Source organism: Mesorhizobium sp. B2-4-15, from assembly GCF_006658505.1.
In the GTDB taxonomy this organism is placed as follows: Bacteria; Pseudomonadota; Alphaproteobacteria; order Rhizobiales; family Rhizobiaceae; genus Mesorhizobium.
This window is the reverse complement of record NZ_VFUZ01000011.1, coordinates 158,941-181,467: the sequence shown is the minus strand read 5'-3', so window position 1 is coordinate 181,467 and position 22,527 is coordinate 158,941. Positions and strand designations below refer to the sequence as shown.

23 protein-coding genes and 1 pseudogene are annotated in these 22,527 nt (G+C 63.5%); 4 read left to right on the top strand and 20 right to left on the bottom strand.

From position 1 onward, the window contains the following. Positions 1-171 (top strand): annotated as a pseudogene (locus tag FJ930_RS30505) (RNA polymerase subunit sigma-70); the annotation flags it as partial. Here FJ930_RS30505 and FJ930_RS15705 read toward each other — a convergent pair. From FJ930_RS15705 to FJ930_RS15660, 10 genes are all read right to left on the bottom strand, one after another. Next, positions 172-357, bottom strand: coding sequence for a hypothetical protein (locus FJ930_RS15705; RefSeq protein ID WP_141838843.1), 186 nt, complete (start codon positions 355-357; stop codon positions 172-174). It abuts the pseudogene before it with no gap. Between the two features lie 288 nt (positions 358-645). Further along, positions 646-1,590: a class I SAM-dependent methyltransferase gene (locus FJ930_RS15700; RefSeq protein WP_141838842.1), complete on the bottom strand. Its 945-nt coding sequence runs from the start codon at positions 1,588-1,590 to the stop codon at positions 646-648. Beyond that, positions 1,566-2,561 carry a GNAT family N-acetyltransferase gene (locus tag FJ930_RS15695; RefSeq protein ID WP_141838840.1) on the bottom strand — a complete coding sequence of 332 codons (996 nt, stop codon included), beginning with the start codon at positions 2,559-2,561 and terminating at the stop codon, positions 1,566-1,568. The genes FJ930_RS15700 and FJ930_RS15695 overlap by 25 nt, the downstream gene beginning before the upstream one ends. Further along, positions 2,558-3,622, bottom strand: coding sequence for a glycosyltransferase (locus FJ930_RS15690; protein ID WP_141838838.1), 1,065 nt, complete (start codon positions 3,620-3,622; stop codon positions 2,558-2,560). The genes FJ930_RS15695 and FJ930_RS15690 overlap by 4 nt, the downstream gene beginning before the upstream one ends. 12 nt (positions 3,623-3,634) lie before the next feature. Continuing rightward, positions 3,635-4,567, bottom strand: a complete 933-nt coding sequence (locus tag FJ930_RS15685; protein WP_141838836.1) for a beta-xylosidase — start codon at positions 4,565-4,567, stop codon at positions 3,635-3,637. Beyond that, positions 4,560-5,321, bottom strand: coding sequence for a TIGR04290 family methyltransferase (locus FJ930_RS15680; protein ID WP_141838834.1), 762 nt, complete (start codon positions 5,319-5,321; stop codon positions 4,560-4,562). The genes FJ930_RS15685 and FJ930_RS15680 overlap by 8 nt, the downstream gene beginning before the upstream one ends. 1 nt (position 5,322) lies before the next feature. Further along, entirely contained in the window at positions 5,323-6,126 is an 804-nt protein-coding gene (locus FJ930_RS15675) for a sugar phosphate nucleotidyltransferase (protein WP_141838832.1), read from the bottom strand. Further along, on the bottom strand, positions 6,126-7,226 hold the full coding sequence (locus FJ930_RS15670) for a glycosyltransferase (protein WP_141838830.1): 1,101 nt from the start codon (positions 7,224-7,226) through the stop codon (positions 6,126-6,128). Before FJ930_RS15670 ends, FJ930_RS15675 begins: the two co-directional genes overlap by 1 nt. Before the next feature lie 13 nt (positions 7,227-7,239). Then, on the bottom strand, positions 7,240-7,836 hold the full coding sequence (locus FJ930_RS15665) for a histidine phosphatase family protein (protein WP_141838828.1): 597 nt from the start codon (positions 7,834-7,836) through the stop codon (positions 7,240-7,242). Beyond that, positions 7,833-8,936, bottom strand: a complete 1,104-nt coding sequence (locus FJ930_RS15660) for an inositol-3-phosphate synthase (RefSeq protein ID WP_141838826.1) — start codon at positions 8,934-8,936, stop codon at positions 7,833-7,835. The genes FJ930_RS15665 and FJ930_RS15660 overlap by 4 nt, the downstream gene beginning before the upstream one ends. 154 nt (positions 8,937-9,090) lie before the next feature. Between FJ930_RS15660 and FJ930_RS15655 the strand changes: the two genes are divergently transcribed. Then, positions 9,091-10,839, top strand: a complete 1,749-nt coding sequence (locus tag FJ930_RS15655; RefSeq protein ID WP_141838824.1) for a hypothetical protein — start codon at positions 9,091-9,093, stop codon at positions 10,837-10,839. 10 nt (positions 10,840-10,849) lie between these two features. Here the strand turns inward: FJ930_RS15655 and FJ930_RS30500 are convergent, their stop codons facing one another. From FJ930_RS30500 to FJ930_RS15610, 9 genes are read right to left on the bottom strand one after another with little or no spacing between them, the layout of a single operon-like run. Then, a complete protein-coding gene (locus FJ930_RS30500) occupies positions 10,850-11,221 on the bottom strand; it encodes a hypothetical protein (RefSeq protein WP_246676924.1) in 372 nt (123 codons plus the stop codon). 22 nt (positions 11,222-11,243) lie between these two features. Then, positions 11,244-12,290 carry a UDP-glucuronic acid decarboxylase family protein gene (locus tag FJ930_RS15645; RefSeq protein WP_141838822.1) on the bottom strand — a complete coding sequence of 349 codons (1,047 nt, stop codon included), beginning with the start codon at positions 12,288-12,290 and terminating at the stop codon, positions 11,244-11,246. 23 nt (positions 12,291-12,313) lie between these two features. Continuing rightward, positions 12,314-13,423 (bottom strand): glycosyltransferase, encoded by a 1,110-nt coding sequence (locus FJ930_RS15640; RefSeq protein WP_141838819.1) that lies wholly within the window; start codon positions 13,421-13,423, stop codon positions 12,314-12,316. After that, positions 13,420-14,514 (bottom strand): glycosyltransferase, encoded by a 1,095-nt coding sequence (locus tag FJ930_RS15635; protein WP_141838817.1) that lies wholly within the window; start codon positions 14,512-14,514, stop codon positions 13,420-13,422. The genes FJ930_RS15640 and FJ930_RS15635 overlap by 4 nt, the downstream gene beginning before the upstream one ends. Continuing rightward, positions 14,511-15,641, bottom strand: a complete 1,131-nt coding sequence (locus tag FJ930_RS15630) for a glycosyltransferase (RefSeq protein WP_141838815.1) — start codon at positions 15,639-15,641, stop codon at positions 14,511-14,513. The genes FJ930_RS15635 and FJ930_RS15630 overlap by 4 nt, the downstream gene beginning before the upstream one ends. Positions 15,642-15,643: 2 nt before the next feature. Continuing rightward, positions 15,644-16,744, bottom strand: coding sequence for a glycosyltransferase family 4 protein (locus FJ930_RS15625; protein WP_141838813.1), 1,101 nt, complete (start codon positions 16,742-16,744; stop codon positions 15,644-15,646). Continuing rightward, positions 16,729-18,021, bottom strand: a complete 1,293-nt coding sequence (locus tag FJ930_RS15620; protein ID WP_141838811.1) for a TIGR04295 family B12-binding domain-containing radical SAM protein — start codon at positions 18,019-18,021, stop codon at positions 16,729-16,731. Before FJ930_RS15620 ends, FJ930_RS15625 begins: the two co-directional genes overlap by 16 nt. Further along, the gene (locus FJ930_RS15615) at positions 18,018-19,082 is read right to left on the bottom strand and encodes an NAD-dependent epimerase/dehydratase family protein (protein ID WP_141838809.1); all 1,065 of its coding nucleotides are present in this window, start codon (positions 19,080-19,082) and stop codon (positions 18,018-18,020) included. The genes FJ930_RS15620 and FJ930_RS15615 overlap by 4 nt, the downstream gene beginning before the upstream one ends. After that, complete coding sequence (locus FJ930_RS15610; RefSeq protein WP_141838807.1) at positions 19,079-20,185, bottom strand: SDR family NAD(P)-dependent oxidoreductase; 1,107 nt, start codon at positions 20,183-20,185, stop codon at positions 19,079-19,081. Before FJ930_RS15610 ends, FJ930_RS15615 begins: the two co-directional genes overlap by 4 nt. A 187-nt stretch (positions 20,186-20,372) precedes the next feature. On the opposite strand from FJ930_RS15610, the gene FJ930_RS15605 reads away from it, so the two are divergent. After that, positions 20,373-20,645 carry a hypothetical protein gene (locus FJ930_RS15605; protein ID WP_140607125.1) on the top strand — a complete coding sequence of 91 codons (273 nt, stop codon included), beginning with the start codon at positions 20,373-20,375 and terminating at the stop codon, positions 20,643-20,645. 232 nt (positions 20,646-20,877) lie between these two features. Here the strand turns inward: FJ930_RS15605 and FJ930_RS15595 are convergent, their stop codons facing one another. Then, positions 20,878-21,663: an SDR family NAD(P)-dependent oxidoreductase gene (locus FJ930_RS15595; protein ID WP_141838805.1), complete on the bottom strand. Its 786-nt coding sequence runs from the start codon at positions 21,661-21,663 to the stop codon at positions 20,878-20,880. Between the two features lie 416 nt (positions 21,664-22,079). Here FJ930_RS15595 and FJ930_RS15590 point away from each other — a divergent pair, with 416 nt between their 5' ends. After that, positions 22,080-22,511, top strand: a complete 432-nt coding sequence (locus FJ930_RS15590) for a hypothetical protein (RefSeq protein ID WP_141838803.1) — start codon at positions 22,080-22,082, stop codon at positions 22,509-22,511. Positions 22,512-22,527 lie beyond the last annotated feature (16 nt).

Sequence of the window (22,527 nt, the reverse complement as noted above, 5' to 3'; positions counted from 1 at the left end):
GAAACGGCGGAGATATGCGGGTGCGCGGTGGGAACCGTGAAAAGCCGCCTGAACCGCGCACGCGCGGGCGTGCTGGAGGCGCTTGGCGAGACCTCGTCGCAATCACTGGTCGAAAGGCGCAGTTATTTGTCCGAAGACCATTACGACACTGGCGCCGAACGCCACCGATAATCAGCTCAACTTGATCGTCGTCTCGCGTCGGCGCTTTTCGACCAGCGCATTCTGCAACTCCATCGCAAGCGTGGTCAGGCGATCAGGAACTTTCTCCTGTTCGATGGCTGTCAGCAGTGACGCAATCTCCTGATCCATGCCCAGACTTGCCTGGGGGCCAAGGTTGCGCTGGCTCATGCGAGACATCGCATTCTCTTAACAAATGATATTCCTGCAAAACACTGTGCACAGGCGGCCGGTGTTTGCAAGGCGATCCCGACCCGCAATCCGGCCGGCCCCCGGCTCTGCACAACATTGTTCGGCAATCCGAAATTTTCCCTTCGAGCCGTCACCATGGGGCGACGGTTCAGCTCAGCGTGGTCGTCCACCGACGGTCCCTCGATCGGTTGCCATCGGGCGTTGCAGGGCATGTCGTTCCAAATCCATGGTTGGGCTGGTCATCGCTGCGATTCCTCTCGAACACGGGTTGAGGCACTATGTTCCTCCGGCTCGCAGAAGAAATGCGGTCCCGTCCCAACGGCTGAATGGCATCTCCGCGTCGACGATGATCCGCATGCCGGACTCGTTTGCGAAGCGATGGATATCGTAGCGGTCGAGGGCGACCGCCCCACGGTAGGAGTAGTTCAAAATCGCTGCCATGCCGCCTGGCCTGAGCACCCGCGCCATCTCGCTCAAGTGCCGCTCGGCAAGCCCGGCTAGCACCAGATAGGGAAAACTGTCGACAGCCAGTATGCCGTCGAAACTCTTGTCGGCGAAGTCGGTGAGGTCCAACCCCGATGTCTGCCGCAGTTCCACGTTGGCAAACGAAGCGCATTGCCGGCCTGCGATCGCGAGCATGGTCGAGGAGATGTCGATGCCGACCAAACGGCCGACCTTGGCGTGAAGGGCCGTTTCGAACCGGCCAATGCCGCACCCGATGTCCAGTATGTCCTTGCCGGATCCGATAAAGCCGTGACCTTCCAGCCAGCCGACAATCTCAGCCGTCGTTGCCGCCAGGATTTCCTCGTCGCCGAGCGAGGACAATTGTACACTCGCGGCAGGCGAAATGGCGGCCGCGCGGTCAAAGCCGCTCGCCAGCCGCTGCACGGTCGCCGCCGCCATTTCACCCTTGCCGATTTCATGGCAAACCGCCGCGGCCGCTGCGCGAAGGTCTTCGAAATCATCCAGCTTACGCAAAAGCAGCGCGGCAACGGACTTAAGCCAATATCGTTCGGCACTGTCGTTTGACCGCATGGCCAAGGCGATGTCCGCCAGATCCGCCGCGTCAATTCCTGTGTCCACATGAACCGCCAGTCTGGCGAGGGCGACTTCGGGGGAAACCCCGTCCATCAGGCAAATCTCCAGCGTGCGCATTGCCGCTGCCGCCTCATGGACCAATCCGTGACGCGGCGCCGTCACGCCGGCGTGCTCCGCGTCCATACCCTTTGCCTGGTCCAGCGGTCGAGCGCGCCCCACCCGTATTTGTAGCTTTCCTGGCCCCGCAGGAAGTCGAATTCCCGCGCGCCTTCACGGAAGGCTTCGCCAATGGCGTGACCGATCAGGATCGCTCCCGGGCTCTCGCCGGCATAGGCTGGATCGAAGCCGCCGAGATAGGCATAGGCGCGGCGGCTGTGATGGAACCCGTAATAGGCGCCGACAACCGAATCGCCGACCTCGATCAGCCAGCATCGGGCCAAGCCCTCCGCCGCGAGGCGGGGGAGGGCATTGCGGTGAAATTCCCGTGTGGCGGCGTCGGCCAGCACGCCGCCGCCTTGCCCATTCCAACGCGCGACATGCAACCGGAACAACTGGCCGAGGAATGTTTCGGGATCAGCCTCGGCCCGCCGGATGTCGACACGGTCTCTGCGGCGTGCGGCTTGGTGGGCACGGCGCAACTGGCGCCTGCGCCGGGCGGGGACACAATCCGTCAGCGACGGATCGCCAGCAAGCGAGAGCACCGGGCATGCGGCATGGCACGAATGGCAATTCTCCCGCACGGCCGGCAGTGTCAGGGCCAGCGCGGCTGCCTCGGTCGCGAGATCGGGCAGGATCCATTGCGACCATTCAAGCGAGAGGACAGCCTCGGCGATCGCCGCGTTGACCGCTGACTGTTGTTCCGATGCGCACAATATGTCGAGATAGTCGCTGAGTGAAATCCCGATCGGCAACAAGCGCGGACCGGAAACGTGCGCTTCCAGATAGAGCGGCGCCAGGCCGACGAGATCGTGTCCATTCCATATGGCGATCGCCGTCAATTCACCCGGCGCGAATGTCCGCCACCATGGCAGAAGCCAGGCGGGAGACTGGAAGGGCGTCGCGGCGGGACTTTGCAGCCAGAGCCGCCGCCAGCGCGGTCCAAGCGCCTCCAATGCTCCTTCGTCGCGGATGATCTCGGCGTGGAGACCGCTCACCGGTCGGTCTCCAGCGCTGGCTGGCGAGCGCCAAGCCGCGCCAGACCTTCATATGCATCCATGTACGACGAGATCATACGCTCGAGGGAAAAGCGGCGGCGCGCCTCGGCCCGGCATGTTTCGTTGTCGAGACCGGCCGAGGCCATGATGGCTTGCGCCATCTCGTCGACGTGGTCGACCAGAAAGCCGGTCCTGCCGTGCTGGATGACGTCGGGCAGCGCGCCATTTGGAAAGGCAACGACCGGCGTGCCGCAAGCGAGCGCCTCCATCGCGACAAGCGAGCTTGTTTCGGCGGCGAGGCTGGGGATGACCAGGCAGCGGGCGGCATTGAGAAAACGCCGTTTGGCGAAAAAGCCGAGCGGTCCGAGGAAGCGCCGGTGCCTGTCGAGACGTGGCACGATTTCATCGTGGAAATACTGGATATGCGTCTGGTAGGGATAGAGCCTGCCACCGACGGCCAGCGGCACGCCCGCCTGTTTGGCCGCATCTAGTGCCAGATGAATGCCTTTCTCGGGGCATATTCGACTGAGTACCAGCGCGAAATTGCGCCGCGATCGGGTTTCGCTCAAAGCATCGACGTCAACGCCGTTCGGGATCGGCGGCACCAGAATGGAGCCGGCCGGAGCTGTTTCCTGTTGGGCCGCCGATACAGCGTGAAGCCACAGGTCCTCACGCACCGGTCTTAGCACCGCCGGCGGGTACCATTCGAGCGGCAGGTGCAGCGTTACCAGCGTCGGGCCAGTGTCCGGCAGGTAGGCATCGAAGTCGATGCCGTGCAGATGAACCACATCGATCGGCCAGCGTGCGCGGGCTTCAGCGATTGCCGTACGATGCGCGTCCTGCGCCCGCCTCTTGGCTGCTTCGTCGAGTAGGCCCGGTTCGGCAGGCGTCTCGATCAGGGTACCGGCCGTATTGGAACCCTGGCATGCGACGACAAGGGAACGATTGCCCATCCGCACCAGCGCCCGATCCAGCATGGACAGCACTTGTTCCGCGCCGCCGACGGCGTCAGGCCCGACCGGGGCCAGGGGATAGGCTACATTGAGGACCGTGAGGGTCACAGCACGAAGCCCTCATGCGGCCGAGGCCCGACGCGCCGGAACCGCGCCGGCGCGGATTCCGGGCGCATAGCGCCGGATCATATCGGCGCAGAATTCAGCGAATTCCTCCGGCACCAAAGGCGGGCTGGTGTGGTGGGGTTGCAGGCCGCGATGTTCGGGCGTGAAGCAGAACGTGACCGTAACATTGAAATCCTCAAGTGCCTGCATCTGGCGGTCGAACCAGTCGAGCGCGTTAGGCCTGAAACTGTCGGCCCAGGACAGGCCTGTGCGCATATGGGTGACGCCGAGCCGTTTCATCCAGGTAACGGCATCGTCCAGCCGATGGTCTTGGTAGTGGAACCACTGGACCAATCCAATCTGCGGAGCGTAGCGAAGGAATTCCTCGAGTGCCGGCTTCGGCGTGCCGTCCTCGCGCAGCAGGCCCATGTAGAAGTGGCGGTAATAGGAAGATCCTTCCGCTTCGCGGTGGCGCGTGGTGGCTTCCCAGGCGCGTGGGAGGTCGTAGAGACTGTACCATTGGATGCGCGGCGCATTGCCGATCAGCAGTTCCGCCGTACGGCGCAAGCCCCATACCTGGACCTCCTCCGCGCCAAAGGTCGAAATACCGACTTCGCTGACCCAGACCGGGAGGTCGATGACCGCGGAAATTTCGCCGAGCTTTTGCGGCCACTCCTGGATTTGCCAAAGGTTCCAGTCCAGCGGGAAGCCGTGCACGGCGACGGCGTCGAGGTGATCGAGCACGCCGAATTCCTTCATCCGGGTCATGAACCCCGCATCGATCGGCGAGATACCGCCGAGGACCTTGGTCACTGCCGGATTTTCCCGCTTTATCGCATCAGCGGCCAGGATCGCCATGGTGGCGAAGCGGCTCCAGTCAGGATCAAGCTCGGGATCCCAATGGGACTTGTTGTTGGGCTCGTTCCAGATCATGGCGGCTTCAATCATCTTGTCTTCCTTTCACCGGATAGACGGCACCGCCGCCGGCCGGCTCGCCGGCCACGCGGCACAAATAAACCTCCGTTTCTGGATGCAGCACGATCTCAAAACCGGCGCTACGCAGCATCGCCTCGGCGCAGGCGCGGTTCGGTATCCACCAATTTGTCGGATCGTCGGCATAGCGGTGCTCGATGAAGTGAAGTTTCGGGAATTCCGGCTGGCCGAACAGCTCATGGCTCCAGAAGTGGTAGTTCTGTTCGAGCTCGGGCAAATCGGTGCTGCCGCGCTGCATCGACTGGAAGATCAAAAGATCGGCCACGACGTGCTCGCGGATCAGATCGAGCGCCAGCAGCGGATGGCGCAGATGGTAGAGCACCCCCATGAACAGCACGATGTCGAAGCTTTCGCCCAGAGCGCCGACGTCATAGACCGACAACTGCCGGAATTCGATCTCGCAATCCGCGACCTCGGCGGCAAAACGAGCCTGTGCCAGATAGACCTCGTCGAAGTCGATGCCGAGCACACGGTCGGCGCCACGCCTTTTCATTTCGATCGAATAGAAGCCGGCGTTGCAGCCGATATCGAGCACGGATTTGCCCGTCAGATCGGCAGGGATCGCGTCCGCGAACTTGCGCCATTTGATCAGCGGGTAATTGCCGAGGAAATGGTCGGGCGCGGTCTCGACGCCGGCCAATTCCATATTGTGGAACCACGGCCCGAGCGCATCGATGCGACGACGTATATCGGCATTGGAATGCAGCATTCTAACCTCCTTCGCCTGGAAAGGACGGTACGTGCGAGCGGCCCTGGGCCGTTAACAGGTGCGAGCCTGCGTCTTCGGGGACATCGTTATTTTCGAGCAGGCGCAGCGCCGTGCGGTAGCCGTTGAAGGTCCCGACATCGACATAGGCGGTGCCTGCCTTCACGCCATAAGCCTCACCTCCAGAAGCCAGGTAGGCATTGATCAGTGTGCCAAGATATTCGTCGTAACGGTCCCGCTCGCGCCACAGCGCCGCAAGCTGGTGGAAGATACGGCCCGGCATCTTGAACGCGCCCCAGATCCAATTGGTCGCGGCGTCGCGCTGCTTGACCTGAATTTCCCTCACCCGGTCGCCCTCGTCGACAACCACGGCGTCGAAGAGTTCGGGACGATCCACGGGGAACAGCAGGAAGGACAGCCGATCATCGGCAAGCCGGCAGAAACCATCCTCGGGAAACCAGATGGTGTCGGGGAGACCGACGAGAACCGTCTCCTGTGGCGAGACCAGCGGCTCCGCGCGGAAGATCGCGTCGCAAAGACCGACCGGGGAGGGCTGGGCCACGAAAATGGCGGTCGCGGTGTCGTAGCCCGCCGCGTAATATTCCAGGATGTCCGATTTGCCCGACCCGATGACGAAGCAGATCCTGTCGACGCCATTGAGCACCATGCGCCGCACGAGATATTCGCTCACCGCGCAAGGACGTTCGGTCTGTCCGTCCAACCTGCTGCCGACCGGCAGCAACTCTTTCGAGAAGCCGAGCGGTTGAATACGGCTGCCGCGTCCGGCGGCGGGCACTATGCCCAGCATCAGACGGCTTCCTTCATCTGTTCGCGCGCCGGCGCATGCAATGCGTCGTTCAGCATCTGGTCCAGATCCGCGGCGCGCCGCGCGGATGTGTGTTCGTCAAGCACACGCTCGCGGGCGCGCATGCGCAGGGTGTCAAGCTCCCGGTCCGACAGGCTCAAGGCGGCGACCACGTCGTCAGTGCTGTCGGCGAGCAGGATCTCGCTGCCGGGTTCAAAGAAACTGTCCAGGCCCGGCCATCTGTCGCTGATGATCGCGGCGCCACAGGCTGCCGCCTCGAACAGCCGGCCCGAGGGGCACCAGCCCTTTTTCGCCATCGCCTCGCGGGTGACATTCAGCGTCAGCCGCGATGAGCAGAAGAAGGCCGGATGATCGGCTGGCGGCAGGTGTCTGACAAAGAAGATGTTGTCGCTCCACGGGAATTCCTGCGGATACTGCGCGCCGCCGATGATGAAGCGGCGATCGGGGAGCCGGGCCGCGGGCTGTACCAGCAGCTTCTCGACGCCGGCCTGACGGTCCGCGGCATAAGTGCCGAGATAAGACAGGTCGCCGGCAAAATCGGCTCTTGGCTGAGCCGGCCGGTGGCGTTTTGGATCGACATGGCCGTAAAGCGGAGCGACGAAACCGGCGCCGAGCACCGTCTTCAGCGCATCGAGCGCCGGCCCGCCCGTATAGCTCAGCACCAGATCGAAATCGCGCAGGCCTTCCGGACCGAAATAGGGCGGCCATTCGCCTTGCTCGATCCTTGTCAGCGTGACGGGCGTGTCGAGATCATAAAACACCTTCAGTCCACGGCAGGTTTGCTGCGCAAGCCGCGAGGCTTCGATGGCGTCGGGGCAATAGGATGTGACGATGACCACATCGGCTTGCTGGATCGTGGCCTCGGCGACACGGCGGATATTGTCCCAGTCGGGATATAGAACGAGGTGACCGCCATCGAGATGATCGAGATCCCGGGTTCCGGCATAGTAAGGCGTATCATGTTCGAAGAAGCTGACAGACCAGCCCAACCGCGCCAGCGCCCGTATAAGCCCGCGCCAGAGCGTGGCATGGCCGTTTCCCCACGAAGAGGTAACGGTGAGGCCGAAAATGACCATCCGCATTTCATCACTCCTGTCAGGCGCTTTCATTGAGGCGAATAAGTTTCGAGCCCCAGTCGCCATGCACGACCGTGGTGATCGACGCCGGCTCGACGTCGAAGCGGAAGCAGTCGCCGAGCTGGAGGCCGAGCACCTTGCATACCGCCGCCTTGATGACGTCGGCGTGGCTGACAAGCGCAACGCACTGGCCCTGGGTGTTTTGGCGCAGAGCGTCCATAAGGCCGACGATGCGCTGCTGGACGTCCAGCATCGTTTCACCGCTCGGCGTGCGCGCCTGTTGGCGTTGATCATTCCAGAGACGCCAGTTGGCGTCTGTATTCAGCTCATCGAAGGTCTTGCCCGACCAGACGCCGAAGTCGATTTCGTCCAACTCCTGGCAGATCGCGATGTCGTTGACGCCGCAGGCAAGTGCAATCGGTTTTGCGGTTTCAAGCGTGCGCTCGCGCGGACTGCTGCAGATGATGGCAAGGTGTTCGCGCGCCATGCGGCCGGCGAGATGCTGAGCCTGTGCCTTGCCGGCCTCGCCGAGGTAGACGCCTTCCATTCGGCCCGCCAGATAGCCGCCGACATTGTCGTGCGCCGCATGCCGGATCAGAAAAAACGTCGTTGTCATTCGGCGGCGTCGAGCATCGGCTCGTCCTTGCCGGAGATGAAGGCGAGGGTGCGCAGGCGTGCCTCGGCGTCGGTGAACTGCTCCGGCGGAGATTTCATGAAATAGGCGCAAGGCCCGGTCAGGGCGCCTGCAATGCCGCGGTCGAGCGCGAGTTTGGCGCAACGCACGGCATCGATCACCACGCCGGCGGAGTTGGGCGAGTCCCACACTTCGAGCTTGAGTTCAGCGTTCAGCGGCACGCCGCCGAAGGTCGTGCCTTCGACGCGGATATAGGCCCATTTGCGGTCGGTCAGCCAAGGCACGTGATCGCTTGGGCCGACATGGATGTTGCCCGCTTCGAGCGGAACGTCGATCTGGCTGGTGACGGACTGGGTCTTGGAGATCTTCTTAGATTCCAGCCGCTCGCGTTCCAGCATGTTGAGGAAGTCCGTGTTGCCGCCGAAATTGAGCTGGTAGGTGCGGTCTATGCGCACCCCGCGCTCACGGAAAAGATTGGCCAGCAAGCGGTGCACGATGGTCGCGCCGACCTGGCTCTTGATGTCGTCCCCGACCAGGGGAAGGCCGCGCTGCTCGAACCGGCGCCGCCATTCCGGACGCGAAGCAATGAAGACGGGGATGCAGTTGACGAATGCACAGCCGGCATCCAACGCGCATTCGGCGTAAAAACGCGTCGCCTCTTCGGAACCGACCGGCAGATACGATACCAGCACGTCGCAGCCGCTGTCGCGAAGGGCCCCACAGACGTCGGCGACCGGCTCCTTCGATTCCTCGATTTCGTCCCGCAGATATTTGCCGATGCCGTCGAGCGTGGGACCACGCTCGACACGAACGCCGGTCGGCGCCACATCGGCGAAGCGGAAGGTGTTGTTGGGCGCGCTGTAGATCGCTTCGGCGACATCGCGCCCCACCTTGGTCGTTGCGACGTCGAACGCGCAGACGACCTCGACGTCATCGACATGATAGCCGCCGAGGTCGGCATGCATCAGGCCGGGTATCGGCTCGTTGCTTTTTGCGTCGCGATAATAGGTCAGCCCTTGCACCAGGGAGGATGCGCAATTGCCGACACCGACGATGCCGATACGAACTTTCTTCGATGCCACGAAACCGACGCCTCTGTTGGTTGGAGGTAAGTTCCTCGGCGCCGAACCGGGAGCGGCCACGAATGTTCCTTCGAAACATGAAAAATTGCAGCACCCGGCACGGATCAAAGGGGGCTGGTTGGCGTTGGCGGCTGGATAGTCCGGCAGGAACGAGATGATCGTCTTCGGCGACCACAAGCAGGCGTACAATGCGTCGCGGCTCGGAGAGAGTGCCTGCGAGGCGGCCGAACACATCGGCTCAATGCCGGCCGGCATCGAGCGCCATGCCGCCGTGGTGGGCCTGTTCATCAGCGTTTCGGAGCTGGCCCAGGGCCTTGCCGACATCGAGTTCCGGGCCTCTGGGCTCGACAGCAATTCACCGCGTCAACGGCAAGGCGCAAAAATCCTTTTCGGGCTGGCGCAGGAAGTTGCGTGGTCCTGGCAACGCGGCTTCGTCGCCAGCGGAGCGCTGCGCGATGATATCCTCGCCATGCTTCGAGACCTGGATTGCCAGGGCGAAGTCGTCACCGGGGCCGCCGAAGGCTATGCCTTTTACGCGCTCTACCCCGAAACCTATCTTGTCGCCGCCCGTCGATCCGGGCTTGCCGCGAACACCTGCGTCATCGGCATTCGCAGCATCGGTCTCGGGCTCGCCGCGATGGTCGCGGCCGCCATCGGTGCCCCACCGCCGGTCAGTGTCCGGCCCGTCGGGCATCCTTTCCGCCGCGGCATCGCTGCCGATCCTGAATTGATTGGGGGCTGGCGCCACGATCCGGCCGCCCGATTTGCGATCGTCGACGAGGGCCCCGGCCTTTCCGGCAGTTCCTTCCACGCCGTGATAGCGTGGCTGCTTCACCTTGGCATCGACATCGAGCGCATCCATTTGTTTCCCAGTCACCATGGTGAGCCGGGCGCCCAGGCGTCGGCCGACACACGCGATATCTGGCTCCGCTGCCGCAGCCACGTCGCGGATTTCGAGCACGCTTTCGATGGCGCGACCGCGCCGCGGCTGCAAGACTGGGTCGCCGAGCTTCTGGGCCGGTCGGACATCCAGCTGAATGAAATCTCCGGCGGAGCCTGGCGCGAGTGTCTTCGAACCCAGCCCGAGTGCTGGCCACCGGTCTTCGGCGGTTTCGAACGGCGCAAGTTCATGGCTTCGGCAGGCGCGGAGCGATGGCTGATCAAGTTCGCCGGGATCGGCGAAACCGGCCAAGGCAAGCTGCGTTCCGCAAAGTCGCTTCAGGACGCCGGCTTTGGTCCGCCGGTCGTGGGGCTCCGCCATGGTTTCCTGGTCGAACGCTGGATCGACGCGGGAACTGCGGATCAGGCTCATATTTCCAGGGACAGGCTCATCGAGCATCTGGGGCGATACCTGGCCTGGCGCGACGCCAATCTGCGAACGACGCAAGCCGGCGCTTCATTGGCAGAGCTCGCGGGCATGGCTGTCTACAATTGCGCTCGGGCGCTGGGAGAGAGTCATGGGACGCGATTGCACGATTGGTTCGCCAGCCGGCAGCCGCCACAAACCGAACGCAAGGTCGAGATCGACGGGCGGCTGCATCGCTGGGAATTCCTGACGCGCCCCGATGGCAGGCTCATCAAGACCGATGCTGTCGATCATTGCCGCTCGCATGACCTCGTAGGCTGCCAGGCGATAGAATGGGACGTCGCCGGAGCTTGCGTCGAACATGACCTGACCAGCTCGGAGTTTTCGAAGCTCGTCAGTTGCATGGAAACCGGAACACGGTCTCGCATCGACCTTGACCTGGTTGCCTACATGGAGCCCTGCTACCTGGCTTTTCAGCTCGGCTTGTGGACCATGGCGACCCAATCCTGTGACGAACTGGACCGCACCCGACTGGTCGATACTATCCGGCGTTACCAAGTGGGCCTGCTTCGCTTCGTCGAACTGGCAAGGGCCTGAAGCCGCGAGCTTAGTCCAGATTGCGCAGCATGTCGGCTTCTCGTTCCAGAATCGAGGCAACCTCCTCGCGCTGCAGATGCGTCATCATCAAGCTGATGCAACATTCGAGATAGGTGATGGAGGCCCGCCGCAAATAGGCGGCCGTTTCCCTGGCGGCGATCTGATCGATGTCTCTGGCGGATCGTTTCGGTTGCACTGGTCCTTCTCCGTCCGCGATGCCATGAGGGGTCAACGACTGATGGAATCGTTGACCCGTCCAGCTCTTTGTCTGACGCAATTCCGGACGGGAAACCGCTACGCGCTTTTCCTGGAATCGCTCCAACCCAACCACGAGAGCTCCTGGATGTTCCCGGCCGCGGCAGAATTGAACATCGCCAACCATGCCATTGCGTGTCCGCCAGTCTTCAAACCGGCAGGTTTTGCGCCTTGCCTGTCCTTGAGCCGCCAGTGGCGCCAATCGGGGTCAGGGAGGCATCGATCCGATCCGTATCGAGGTCGGCGAAGTAACCGATCGTCTGCATGAGGCCCTGCCTGAGGGGCACATGGGGCATCCAGCCGAGCAGCGTCTTCGCACGCGTTATATCGGGCCGGCGCCGGCGCGGATCGTCTTGCGGCAAGGGCAGGAACGTCACGGCCGACCGCGTGCCTGTGATCTCGCGTACCAGGCTTGCCAATTGCAGGATGGTGAATTCTCCAGGGTTGCCCAGGTTGACCGGCTGGCGTGGATTGGGATCGATGTCCATCAGGCGCAGCAGCCCGTCGACGAGATCCGTGACATAGCAGAACGACCTGGTTTGATGTCCGTCACCGAATATCGTCAGCGGCCGTTTCTCGAGGGCCTGCATGACCAGGTTGGAGACGATGCGGCCGTCGGCCGGATCCATCCTCGGCCCGTAGGTGTTGAAGATGCGCGCGACGCGAATATCGGCTTTGTCGGCGCGCAGGTAATCGAAACAAAGGGTCTCGGCCGTCCGCTTGCCTTCATCATAGCAGGCTCGCGGCCCCGTGCAGTTGACGTGGCCGACATAGTCCTCTTTCTGCGGATGCTGTTCCGGATCGCCATAGACTTCGCTGGTTGAAGCTTGCAGGAACCGGGCGCCGTTATCCGCCGCGAGGTCAAGCAGATTGAGTGTGCCGATGACGCATGTGCGCGTCGTGTGAACCGGGTCTGCCTGATAGCGCGGCGGAGATGCCGCGCAAGCCATGTTGAAGATGCGGTCGACTGGTTCGCCGAGTTCCAGCGGGGTGCAGATGTCCTGTTCGATCAGCCGGAAGCGCGGTCGGCCGACAAGCGGCCTGATATTGTCCATTCGCCCGGTGAGGAAGTTGTCGACACAGATCACCCGGTGGCCGTCCTGGAGCAATGTTTCGCAAAGATGCGAACCGAGGAAACCCGCGCCGCCGGCGATAAGCACCGTCTGCTTCCGTTGCGCCTTTCTTGATTGCCGCATCTGTATCTTCTCCTGTCTGCCAGTCATGCCGCACTGCCAACGTCCAGGCCGAGGCCTGAACGCATCCGGGCCGGTGGTGCCAGCCGAGATATGAATTCACGGGCTCGCGCGGTGCCGGTGTGTTTCGTCAGGACAAGCTTGCGGGCCCGGCCAGCCATGTCGAGCCTTGCATGATCGGTCTGCCCGTTCAGAATTGCGATCACGTCGTCGGCTTTGTCAGCGGTTCGAATCGTCGGTTCGGGAAAAAAACTGTCGAGGCCCGCCCACCGGTCGCTGATGATCGGGGTGCCGCAGGCGGCGGCCTCGAACAGCCGCACGCTCGGCGACCATCCGGCCGCGATCATGGATGCCCGGGTGACGTTCAGCGTGTAGCGCTGGCGGCTATAGAAAGCGGCATGTTCGGCCGGAGGCAAATGTTCGATTCGCTCGACATTGCCGGGCCAGGCGATGTCAGATGGATATTGCGAGCCGGCGACCACGAAGCGCCGCCGCGGCAGCCGGCGCGCTGGCTCCAGCAGCAGCGTTTCCAGAACCGGCTGCCGGTCCGAACTGTAGGTGCCGAGATAGCCGAGATCCCATTGGATGGCATTGTCCGTCCGGTGGTGCCGCTCCGGATCGACGGAACAGTAGAGCGGCTCGGCTCTCTGCGCGCCGAATTCGGACTGCAACCGGTCGAGCGTCGGCCCGCCGGTAAAGGAGAAATAGACGTCGAAATACGAGATCTGCCGCCTTGCCAGATAGTCGCATTCGTCTTCGGCGATCTGCGCCAGCGTCACGGGCGTATCGATGTCGTAGAAACACAATTGCCCGCTGCAGAGCGACGCCACGGTGTCGATCACCGCCTTCCCCTCGGGCACGAAGGATCCGACCACCACGATATCGGCTTGCCGCAGGCGCCGCTCGTGGGCACGACGCAGTTCATCGAGCGTTTCGTAGTAGAGCAAGGTGCAGAAATCTGGCTCCCGCAGATCACGATGGCGCGCGTACCAGGGCACGTCGCATTCGAGGAACGTGATGCGATGGCCCAGTTCATGAAGGCCTCTCAGCAGCCCGCGGAAAGTCGTTGCGTGACCGTTGCCCCAGGACGAGGACAGCGAAAGGCCGAGGAAGACGATGTCGAGTTGCTTCGTCATTCCGCCGCCTCCACGGTAGGACGTCCGACGTGCTCCTTGAAGACGGCATCGACCAAGGCCGCCCTCAGCGTGTAGGTGTGCTCGCCAAGAACACGCCGCAGTGCCGCCTCGCCGATCGCCTTTGCCCGGGCGGGTGTCAGTGTCCGCACGATCTCCGCGACGTCGGTGCCGTCTCTCGCGACCAGTATTTCCTCACCGGGCGTTAGGAACATCTCCACACCGAGCCAGGCATCGGTGACGATGCAGGCACCTGCCCCTGCGGCCTCGAACACCCGGGTCGCCGGCGAAAAACCGTTGGCGGCCATGCTGTCGCGGCTGATGTTCAACACCGCTTTCGGCGTGACGTTGAAGGCATTATGATCCCTGGTCCCGACATGGCCGAGCCAGGAGACGTTGCCAGGCAGAGGTTTGTCTCCCCACCCGGATCCGCCGAGCAGGAATCGCTTGCCGTCCAGCGCGCGGGCCGGATCGAGGAAAAAGGCGTCGACGCGCGCCTCGCGGTCGGGCAGGCGGTTGCCGAGAAAGGCAAGATCGCAAGCAAAACGCCGGTCGCTGACGACCGGATGGTGTGTCTCGGGATCGAGCGCGTTGTAGACAGGCACGCATTCGGCCGCGCCGAGGGCGCGATATTCCCACACCACGGGGTCACCGCCGCCATAGGTCAGCACGAGGTCGATCCTGCGCAAGGCATCGTGCAGCGGATGGTCGGCGTCGGCCCGCAACTGGCTGATCGTTGCAGGGGCATCGACATCCCAGAATACGGTGATTGCATCGGCGCGGGCATGCTCGAGCACCGCGCTCAGCAATGCGTCATCCTCGAAGCCAACGCCACTTGCCTTGACGACGATGTCGGCCTGCGCGGCGCAAGCCGCAACCTGCATCAGCGCTTGCGGCGTCGGCTCGTACACCACGACGGTGCACCAGTCGGGAGCCTCGATGTCGCGGTTCTTCTGCCGGTCGTAGACGTCGGGTTCGTAGAAGGTGATGTCGTAGCCGCGGCGCGACAACGCCTTGAGCAGCCCGCGATAGTAGGTCGCCGCCCCATTCCAGTACGACGACAACAGGCTTGATCCGTAAAAGGCGATTTTCATGCGGCGGCCTCCTTTGCGGGCATTCGAGTGGCTACATGACGGTTGCCGCATGCGGCCAGTATGTCGAACAATTCGTCGGCTCGGTGCCGGCATGTATGTCGCGCCAGGATGGTTTCGAGCCCCGATGCGGCAAGCGTCAGCGCAAGCTCTCCATCATGCAGCACGTCGCTGAGGTGACGGCGCATCTCGTCGCCGTCCTGCGCGAAAAGGAAATCCTGTCCGGGACGGAACAGGCCTTCGACGTCGGACCAGGGCGCCGACACAAGGGGAATGCCGCAGGCCAGCGCCTCGAACATGCGGATCGTGGGGATACCCGGCAGACCCTGCCGATAGGGCCGGCGTGGAATGTGCACGGTGACGCGATGGTGCGCGAATAGTTTCGGCACATCGGCATTGGCGACCCAGCCCTCGTAGTGCAGGCCCGCATCGGCGAGCGCGTTGAGCGCGGCCGGCGGGTAGCGCACCCCGTGCACCGTTCCCGACAAGAGAAGCTCGCGTGCCGGATCGATCAGGAATTCGCGGATTTCGGCGCTGCGCTCGTCATCCCCCCAATTTCCGACCCAAACCAGATCCGCGATGGGCTTCACGCGCCGACATGGTTTGAACAACCGCACATCCGCCGCCTCGTGCCAGGTGAAGGCACGCTTGCCCCAGCCGGCCCGAAGGTAGCCGTCCCGCAAGGCTTCGCCAAAGGCGAGCACGCCGTCATAATGCTCCAGGGTGAGCGCCGAGATGGCCTCGGTCGCGGAGACGGCCCGGTGGTGCGTATCGTGGAACAGGAGTGTGAAATCGCCTCCCTTGGCCCGCGCGCGTCCAACGCGCGTGATGAGGTCCGGCGCCGTCCATTCATGGACGATCACGACATCCGCGTCGGCGATCCAGGCCTCATGATCGAACGACGCATCATAGGTCACCGGCATCAGCTCCGGGAAATCCTTCCTGAAGCGCTCGACGGCGAAGGCCCCTTTCTCCGCCAGCAGGTTGGAGCGGCTCCAGCCGTCCGCCGGCTCTAGTGCGATCACATGATGTCCGCGCGCGATGAGTTCGCGCATGATGCCGCGCTGGAAATGCGCATTGCCGTGGTTCCAGTCCGAGACGGCGGAATGGGTGTAGAACAAGAAGTGCATGGCTACCGTTCCGTGGCGGCCATCGCCGCCTGCTCGTAGATTTCCCGCATGGCCGTCGCTTGCGAGCGCGGCGAGAATTTGCGCGCCCGCCGGGCCGCGCGCTGGCCGAGTTGTCTTCGCAGGACGTGGTCGTGGACAAGGCGGGCGATGCAGCCGGCAAGGGCATGCTGATCACGCGCGTCGAAGAACAGCGCCGCGCCGTTCCAGATCTCGCGATAGGTGCCAATGTCGGCCAGGACCAGGGGCGTGCCCGCCATCGCCGCTTCCAGGGCCGCAAGTCCGAAAGGCTCATAGCGAGACGTCGACACGAAGATTCCGGCGCGTGCCATCAGCCGCCTGACCTCTTCGTGAGGGATCGGCCCGAGCGACACGCAATGCTGGAGACGCGCGTGCTGTCCTTCAGGCCCGTCGAGAGGACCAGCGGCAAAGAAGGGCCATTCCGCGATCGCGGCCGCGGCATCCAGCACCGCGGCATTTTTTCCCTCGTCCCACCAACGGGCTGCCGCGAAGACGAATGTTTCGCGATGCGCGGCCGCCTGGCCTGGCGCCGCACTGTTGTAGACGACGCTCAGGCGGGGGATCGGGCCATAGCAGGTCTCGAGCATATCGGCGTGGCTCCGGCTCGGCGCCACCACGGCATCGGCCCGATCCAGGCCCGCCCTGTTGCGATCCTTCTGCCAGGCCCAATCATTCGCGACCGCCTGGCCGCGCACCGCGTGCAGCCATGTGACGACACAGGAATGCGATACCGCGACCACCGGGCAGGGCAGGTCGAGACCGGCCGCCTGCGCCGGGGCGTTCAGGTGAAGCAGATCGATGGCGTAAACCTTGGCAAGCTCCCGCAATTCCTCGGGAAGCCGATCAAGGTCGCGCTGGTCGTGCGTCATCCAGTCCGGCGGACTCTTGAGCCATTCCAGGGCAGCGAAGGATCGCGCCTCGTCCGCCTGTTCGGCGGAAGGCGGTGGCCCCAGGCCGGCAAGCACGACGCCGTTGCCGGCGGCGGCGAGCTCGCGTGAAAGATCGAGCGAATATTGCCACACGCCGCCGACGGCATCGGTGGTCATCAGAATACGCCTTGGACGGTGGATCAGTGACTGCAGCATGACGCTTCCAACTCGGTCAGCGCGCGCGGCTGCTTGTCCTGGATGTCGCTGAAGGAGGCGAACGAGGCGAGGTAGTGTTCATGGGCCCGCTCCCAGGCGAGGTCGTCGGGCTCGCCCCACAGCGCGCGGTAGCTCGGCGAACTGGGGTAGGGATAGAGCGGCACCGGCTCGTTGGCCCATACGCCGTTGTCGATGAGGTGCCCGCGCCAGTAATCCACCAGCGCGGGATCGTCCTCGACCACGCCGATCAGGTTGGCCTGGACGAACGGGACGTGGCGGCGGGCATTGACCAGCAGCGCGGCCAGTTCCTCGGTACCCAGCCGGCAGCGCTTGGCCAGCATCTCTCGGCCTTCGACGGTGAGGCTTTCGAGGCCTGCTTCGATCGACACACAGCCGGCGGCGCCCAGGAGTTCCAGCAATTCCGGCTTCCACAGGTCGATGCGGGTCTGAACGCCGAACTGGACATCGCGGCCGACCAACGCCTCCAGGAGCGCCTTCTGCGGCAGGAAGATCTCGTCGATGAAGTAGATATAGCCGACGCCTTGTGCAATCAGGCCGTCGATCTCGGCAATGACGGCCTCATGGTTCCTGCGGCGGTAGGCGTCGCGGAAATCGATCTTGGCACAGAAGCTGCAATTGTAGGGGCAGCCCCGCGACGCTTCGACCTCTGCTCCAGCACCGTGCTGCTGGGAGTCGAAACGATGATGGTGGTGCGTGTGGGCGGCGATCCAGTCGGTCGGCCAGCGCAGGGCCGGATGGTCGATGAAACGGCTGGCATGCACGTCGCCGTTGGCGGCCAACGCGCCGCCTTCAAGCCGGGCGGTGTGGGATACCGTGCTCCAGTCGCGCTGCCGGGCAAGTTCGGCCACGACTTCCTCGCACTCCCCCCGAACCACCACATCGACGCCGAGCTTACGCAAGGTCGGAGCAGGCGTGGCCGAGCCGTGCGGTCCGACCGCCACCGTGCGGCCGCCGCGTCCCGAGAGCTGGGCCAGGAATTCCCCCGGCACGCGCAGCTCGGGCGGAGCGCATCGCCAGAACAGATAGGTGGGCGCCGTGGTCACCACCGACATGTCAGGAGCGAAGGCGGCGACCCGATCCGCCAGCATCGCGTTGTCGAGGTTCTGCAACTGCCCGTCGAGCATCAGGACCTCGTGACCGTCTGCCTCCAGCAGCGCTCTGGAGTAGCCGAGTTCCAAAGGCAGATGCGGCTGGCGGCAGCCGAAATAGATGCTGTGCTCGTATGTCCAGTGCGGATTGATCAAGGCGACTTTCATGCGACGTACCTCGTGACTTCCGCTTGCGGCGTGAGACGATGCTGACGCAGCCAATCGGCAAGGTCGCGAATGCCATCGCGCCACGACATATGGGCCTTCCAGCCCAGCGCTGCTTCTATCTTGCGGGTGTCGGCGACGAAGAAGGGTTGGTCGCCGGTGCGCTCCTGGTCGTAGCGGAGTGTGACCTCGTGGCCGGTCATGCGGGCGATCTCCGCCAGAAGCGTGCGCAGGCTGACGGCGTTTCGTGGCCCGCCGCCCAGGTTGAAGGCCTGCCCCTTGAATTCGCCGATCCTGGCCAGCACGGCGCGATAGGCCGCCACGGCATCGGAAACGTGCAGGATATCGCGCACCTGCCTGCCATTGCCGTAAATGGTGATCGGCCGGCCGCGGAGCGCGCTCAGCAGGAAATGGGCAACCCAGCCCTGGTCCTCGGTGCCGAACTGGCGCGGACCGTAGATGCAGCTCATGCGCAGCACGGCGGTGGGCAGGCCGTAGGACTTGGCGTAGTCGAGCACATACTGGTCCGCGGCACCCTTGGAGCAGCCGTAAGGCGTGCAAAAATCGAGCCCGATCGTTTCGTCGACACCGCTGGCGGCGATCGTCTCGTCGCAAGGCTCGTAGCGATCGTCCACTTCCCGCACGGCAATCTGCGGCAGGCCGCCATAGACCTTGTTGGTGCTGGCGAAGATGACAGGCGCCCCGGTCCGGCGCGCGGCCTCGAGCACGTGGAATGTGCCCCGGAGATTGATGTCGAGGTCTTCTCCCGGCTGCACAAGGCTCGTGGTGACCGCGGTCTGCGCGGCCAGATGGAAGATAGCCTTGGCCGGGGCCAGAGCCGCCAGCATGGCGCCGGCGTCGCGCACGTCCACCGTCTTAACCGTGAGGCGGCTACCATGTTTGCCCGCAAGCCATTCGAGGTTCTGTTCGACGCCCGACCGGCTGAGATTGTCGACGACCAGCACCGGCTCGCCATCCGACAAAAGGCTGTCGGCAAGGTTCGAACCAATGAAGCCGCTGCCGCCGACTATGGCCACCGGCGCCATGCGCGGATGCTGCGTCATGACACCAGCCCCCGCTCTTCCAGCTCCCGCTTCATGTCGGCGCCGCGGTCCACCGCGCCGGTGTTGCGCACCCAGGTGACGAATTCGTCGAGTGAATTCTCCAACCGGTGCCGGGGCTCGAAGCCGAGCAGCTCACGCGCCTTAGAAATGTCGGCGAAGCAATTGCGGATATCGCCGGAGCGCGCCTTGCCGAGAATCTCGGGCGAGCGTCCCGACTGTCCCATCGCTTCGGCAAGCAGGCGCGCGACCTCGCTGATCGGGTAGGCGTGGCCGCTGCCGATGTTGATCGCGTGCCCGGCCGCCTGGCGCTGTTCCAATGCCAGCCGGAAGGCTCGGGCGACATCGAGCACATGGACAAAGTCGCGCTTCTGGCGGCCGTCCTCGAAAATCATCGGTCGCTTGCCGTTGGCAAGCCGCGAGGCGAAATTGGCGAGCACCCCGGTATAGGGATTGGACAGCGCCTGCCCGGCGCCGAAGACGTTGAACAGGCGCAGCGCCACCGCGTCCATGCCATAGGCCTGGCCGAAGATAAGCACGGCGCGTTCCTGCGCGTATTTGGTGAGCGCGTATATCGACGCGAGATCGGCCTGTTTTTCCTCGTCGGTCGGGACCGGTGAAAGCCTTTCGCCATCGGCCGACAAAAGGTCCCACTGGCCGCTCTTGATGTCGTCTGGCCTGCGGCGTGCATTGTCGATGCGCCGTCCGTCCGGCGTTTCGTAAAGACCCTCGCCATAGATGCTCATCGAAGACGCCACGACGATGCGTTCGACCGGCCGCTTGATCAATGCCTCGAGCAGGGTTGCGGTGCCGAGATCATTGGTGCCGACATAGCGCGCGATCTCGTACATGGATTGCCCGACGCCGACCTCCGCCGCCAGGTGGATCACGGCATCGACATCGGAAACAGCCTCGGTCACCGCGCCCCGGTCGCGGACGTCACCCTTTATCAATTCGCTGCCGGCGGGCAGGCTGATCGCCTCGGCGCCATGCACCTGTTCCAGAAGGACATCCAGAACACGCACCGTATAGCCATGTTCGACGAGTTCCTGGGCGACGTGGCGGCCAATGAAGCCGCAGCCTCCCGTAATCAGTACACGTTTCACGATAGCTCCCTTGCAGAGTAGGCGTTGGGGCCCCGAACTGCCGGGCAAAAGGTTTGTTCCCTGACTTCAACAAAGTTCCTTCCCGTTGAGGGACAAATGGGCGCCGTCTTCCGTTCCGGCACCGGGAACAATGCCGCATTTGCGCTGTTAGGCCGCTAATCAACCTGCACCGAGAAAGGGAACCGGCATGTCCGAGGCCAAGACGACCACCAATCACGATGAGATCCGCAAATGGGTGGAGGAGCGCGACGGCCATCCGGCCGTGGTGCGGACAGGAGGCAAGGGCGGCATCCTGAGGATCGATTTCGGCGAGCCGGAGGAGACGCTGGAGCCCGTGGAATGGGACGAGTTCTTCCGGATCTTCGACGAGAATGACCTCGCCTTCCTTCACCAGGACAGAGCGGGCAGCGGCGGAACCAGCCGCTTCAACAAGTTCGTCGAGCGCGGCTCCAAGGGCTAATCCACAGGCAGGCGACAGGCCAGGTCTACGGTGCTGTCGGCGGGAGAGGCGGCCCCTGAGGTCCTTAGCAGCCGCTGTCGCGATCGTCCTCGATGGCCGGATCGGCGACCTGATTGCAATGTATGTCGCCCTTGCCGTGCTATGTCAGCGCTTTCATGGGATGCTCCCTCGTCCGAACCTGCGCTTTCCAGAAATGTTGGCTTCCAGAAATGTTACTGGCGCGTTGCCGCGCTCAGCTTCTGCTGGCTGAGCCGGGCTCGGCCATGCGGCGATACCGCTCGGCCAATATCCCTGCCGGGGTGAAGCGGGAGCCGGCGACCTGCATCTTGTTGGTCCAGCCGCTAATGACCTGTTCTTCGCCGGCCATCACGGCGTCATAGCCGTCCCTGGCCACGTCGGCGGGATTGTCTTTCTCATCGGTTGCGATCTTCGTATCCATCATGTCGGCGCGTTCAAAAAAACGGGTTTGTGTGGCGCCCGGCATCAGCAGCGTGACCGTGACGCCGCTGTGCTTCAGCTCGTGACGAAGCGCGATCGCGAACGAAGCGATGAATGCCTTGGTGCCGTTGTAGATGGCCTGGAAGGTGCCGGGCATGAAGCCCGCGATCGACCCGGTGAACAGGATCCGGCCGCGGCCCCGCCTCACCATCCGGGGGGTAAGTCGGTGCGCGAGGTGGATCGTGCCGGTGACGTTGGTGTCGATGACGCGGCGCACCTTGGCCCAATCCTGATCCACGAAGCCTCGGCCCAGCCCGCGTCCCGCGTTGAGGAACAGCAGGTCGATGTCACGGTCGCCGATCCTCGAGATCAGCTGGTCAACGCCGTCCTCGGTGGCAAGGTCCGCTTCCACCGCGTCGACGGCAACACCTTGAGATCGAAGCGCCTCGCCGGCATCCTCGATCGCCGGTTCATCGGCGACAATGACGAGATCATAGCCGTCTTTCGCGCACAGTTTCGCAAGTTCCTTGCCGATGCCGCTCGAGGCGCCGGTGACGACGGCGAGTTTAGCGTTTCCCATTCTGTCCTCTCGACTTGAAGTGCTGGCCAACCTGAAGTGTTTGGCCGAACAAGCAGCTGGCTCGAATGTTCCCCCGGCGCACGCGAAACGGTCAGGCTGGAAATCCTGGGAGTAACATGGACGACGACACCGGATCCTGACTGCGTCTCACCAAGTTCCGGCAGCAGGGAAACCAGGCTCGTCGGGCCTGTCGGCAGCCCGGCACAAAATCTTCCTGCCGGTGGAACATCGATGGATGTTGGCAGTTTTGTCCCGCCTCAGACACCGCGTCCCGATGTCTGTTGAAATCTGTGGGCCACAGCCGACAGCACGTGCCGCCGATATTCTCGCCACGGCTTCAGGGGCGGCTTGGAGCCGCCCTTCGCCGCGACAACTCTTCATGAGCGTGCGCCGACAAACGATGACAGGAGCCAGTTATGAAACACCAAACACTCGAACACCTCCAATCAATAGCCGACATCACACCGCTTGCCTCGGTCTCGTTGACGACCAGAGCACAGCGAATGGAGCGTTGGGCGGAACTGCTCGACCAGCATCCGTCCCGTTGCCTCGCCGCGCTCTCCGGGACCGAACATCTTCACTCGGCGGTGCGGGAAGTGGCGCGGACGGCTGGATCGCCGCTCACCGTTGCCTTCGAGGACCCGCTGCTGCGTGCATCCGGCTTGAAATCCGACACGTATGGAGAAGCCAAGCGCTTCTTCGAACTATCGGATTGGGAATTGCACGACATCGTCTGCAGCTGCCATGTAGGTACAATGATGCAGGCAAACTGGGTTGCAGGCCGGGTCCGCAGGGTTGTTGGCGGGAACAGGATTGTCGCTTGGCTGAGACGGCTGATGGTGAATTGACGTTTTCATGCGCGCG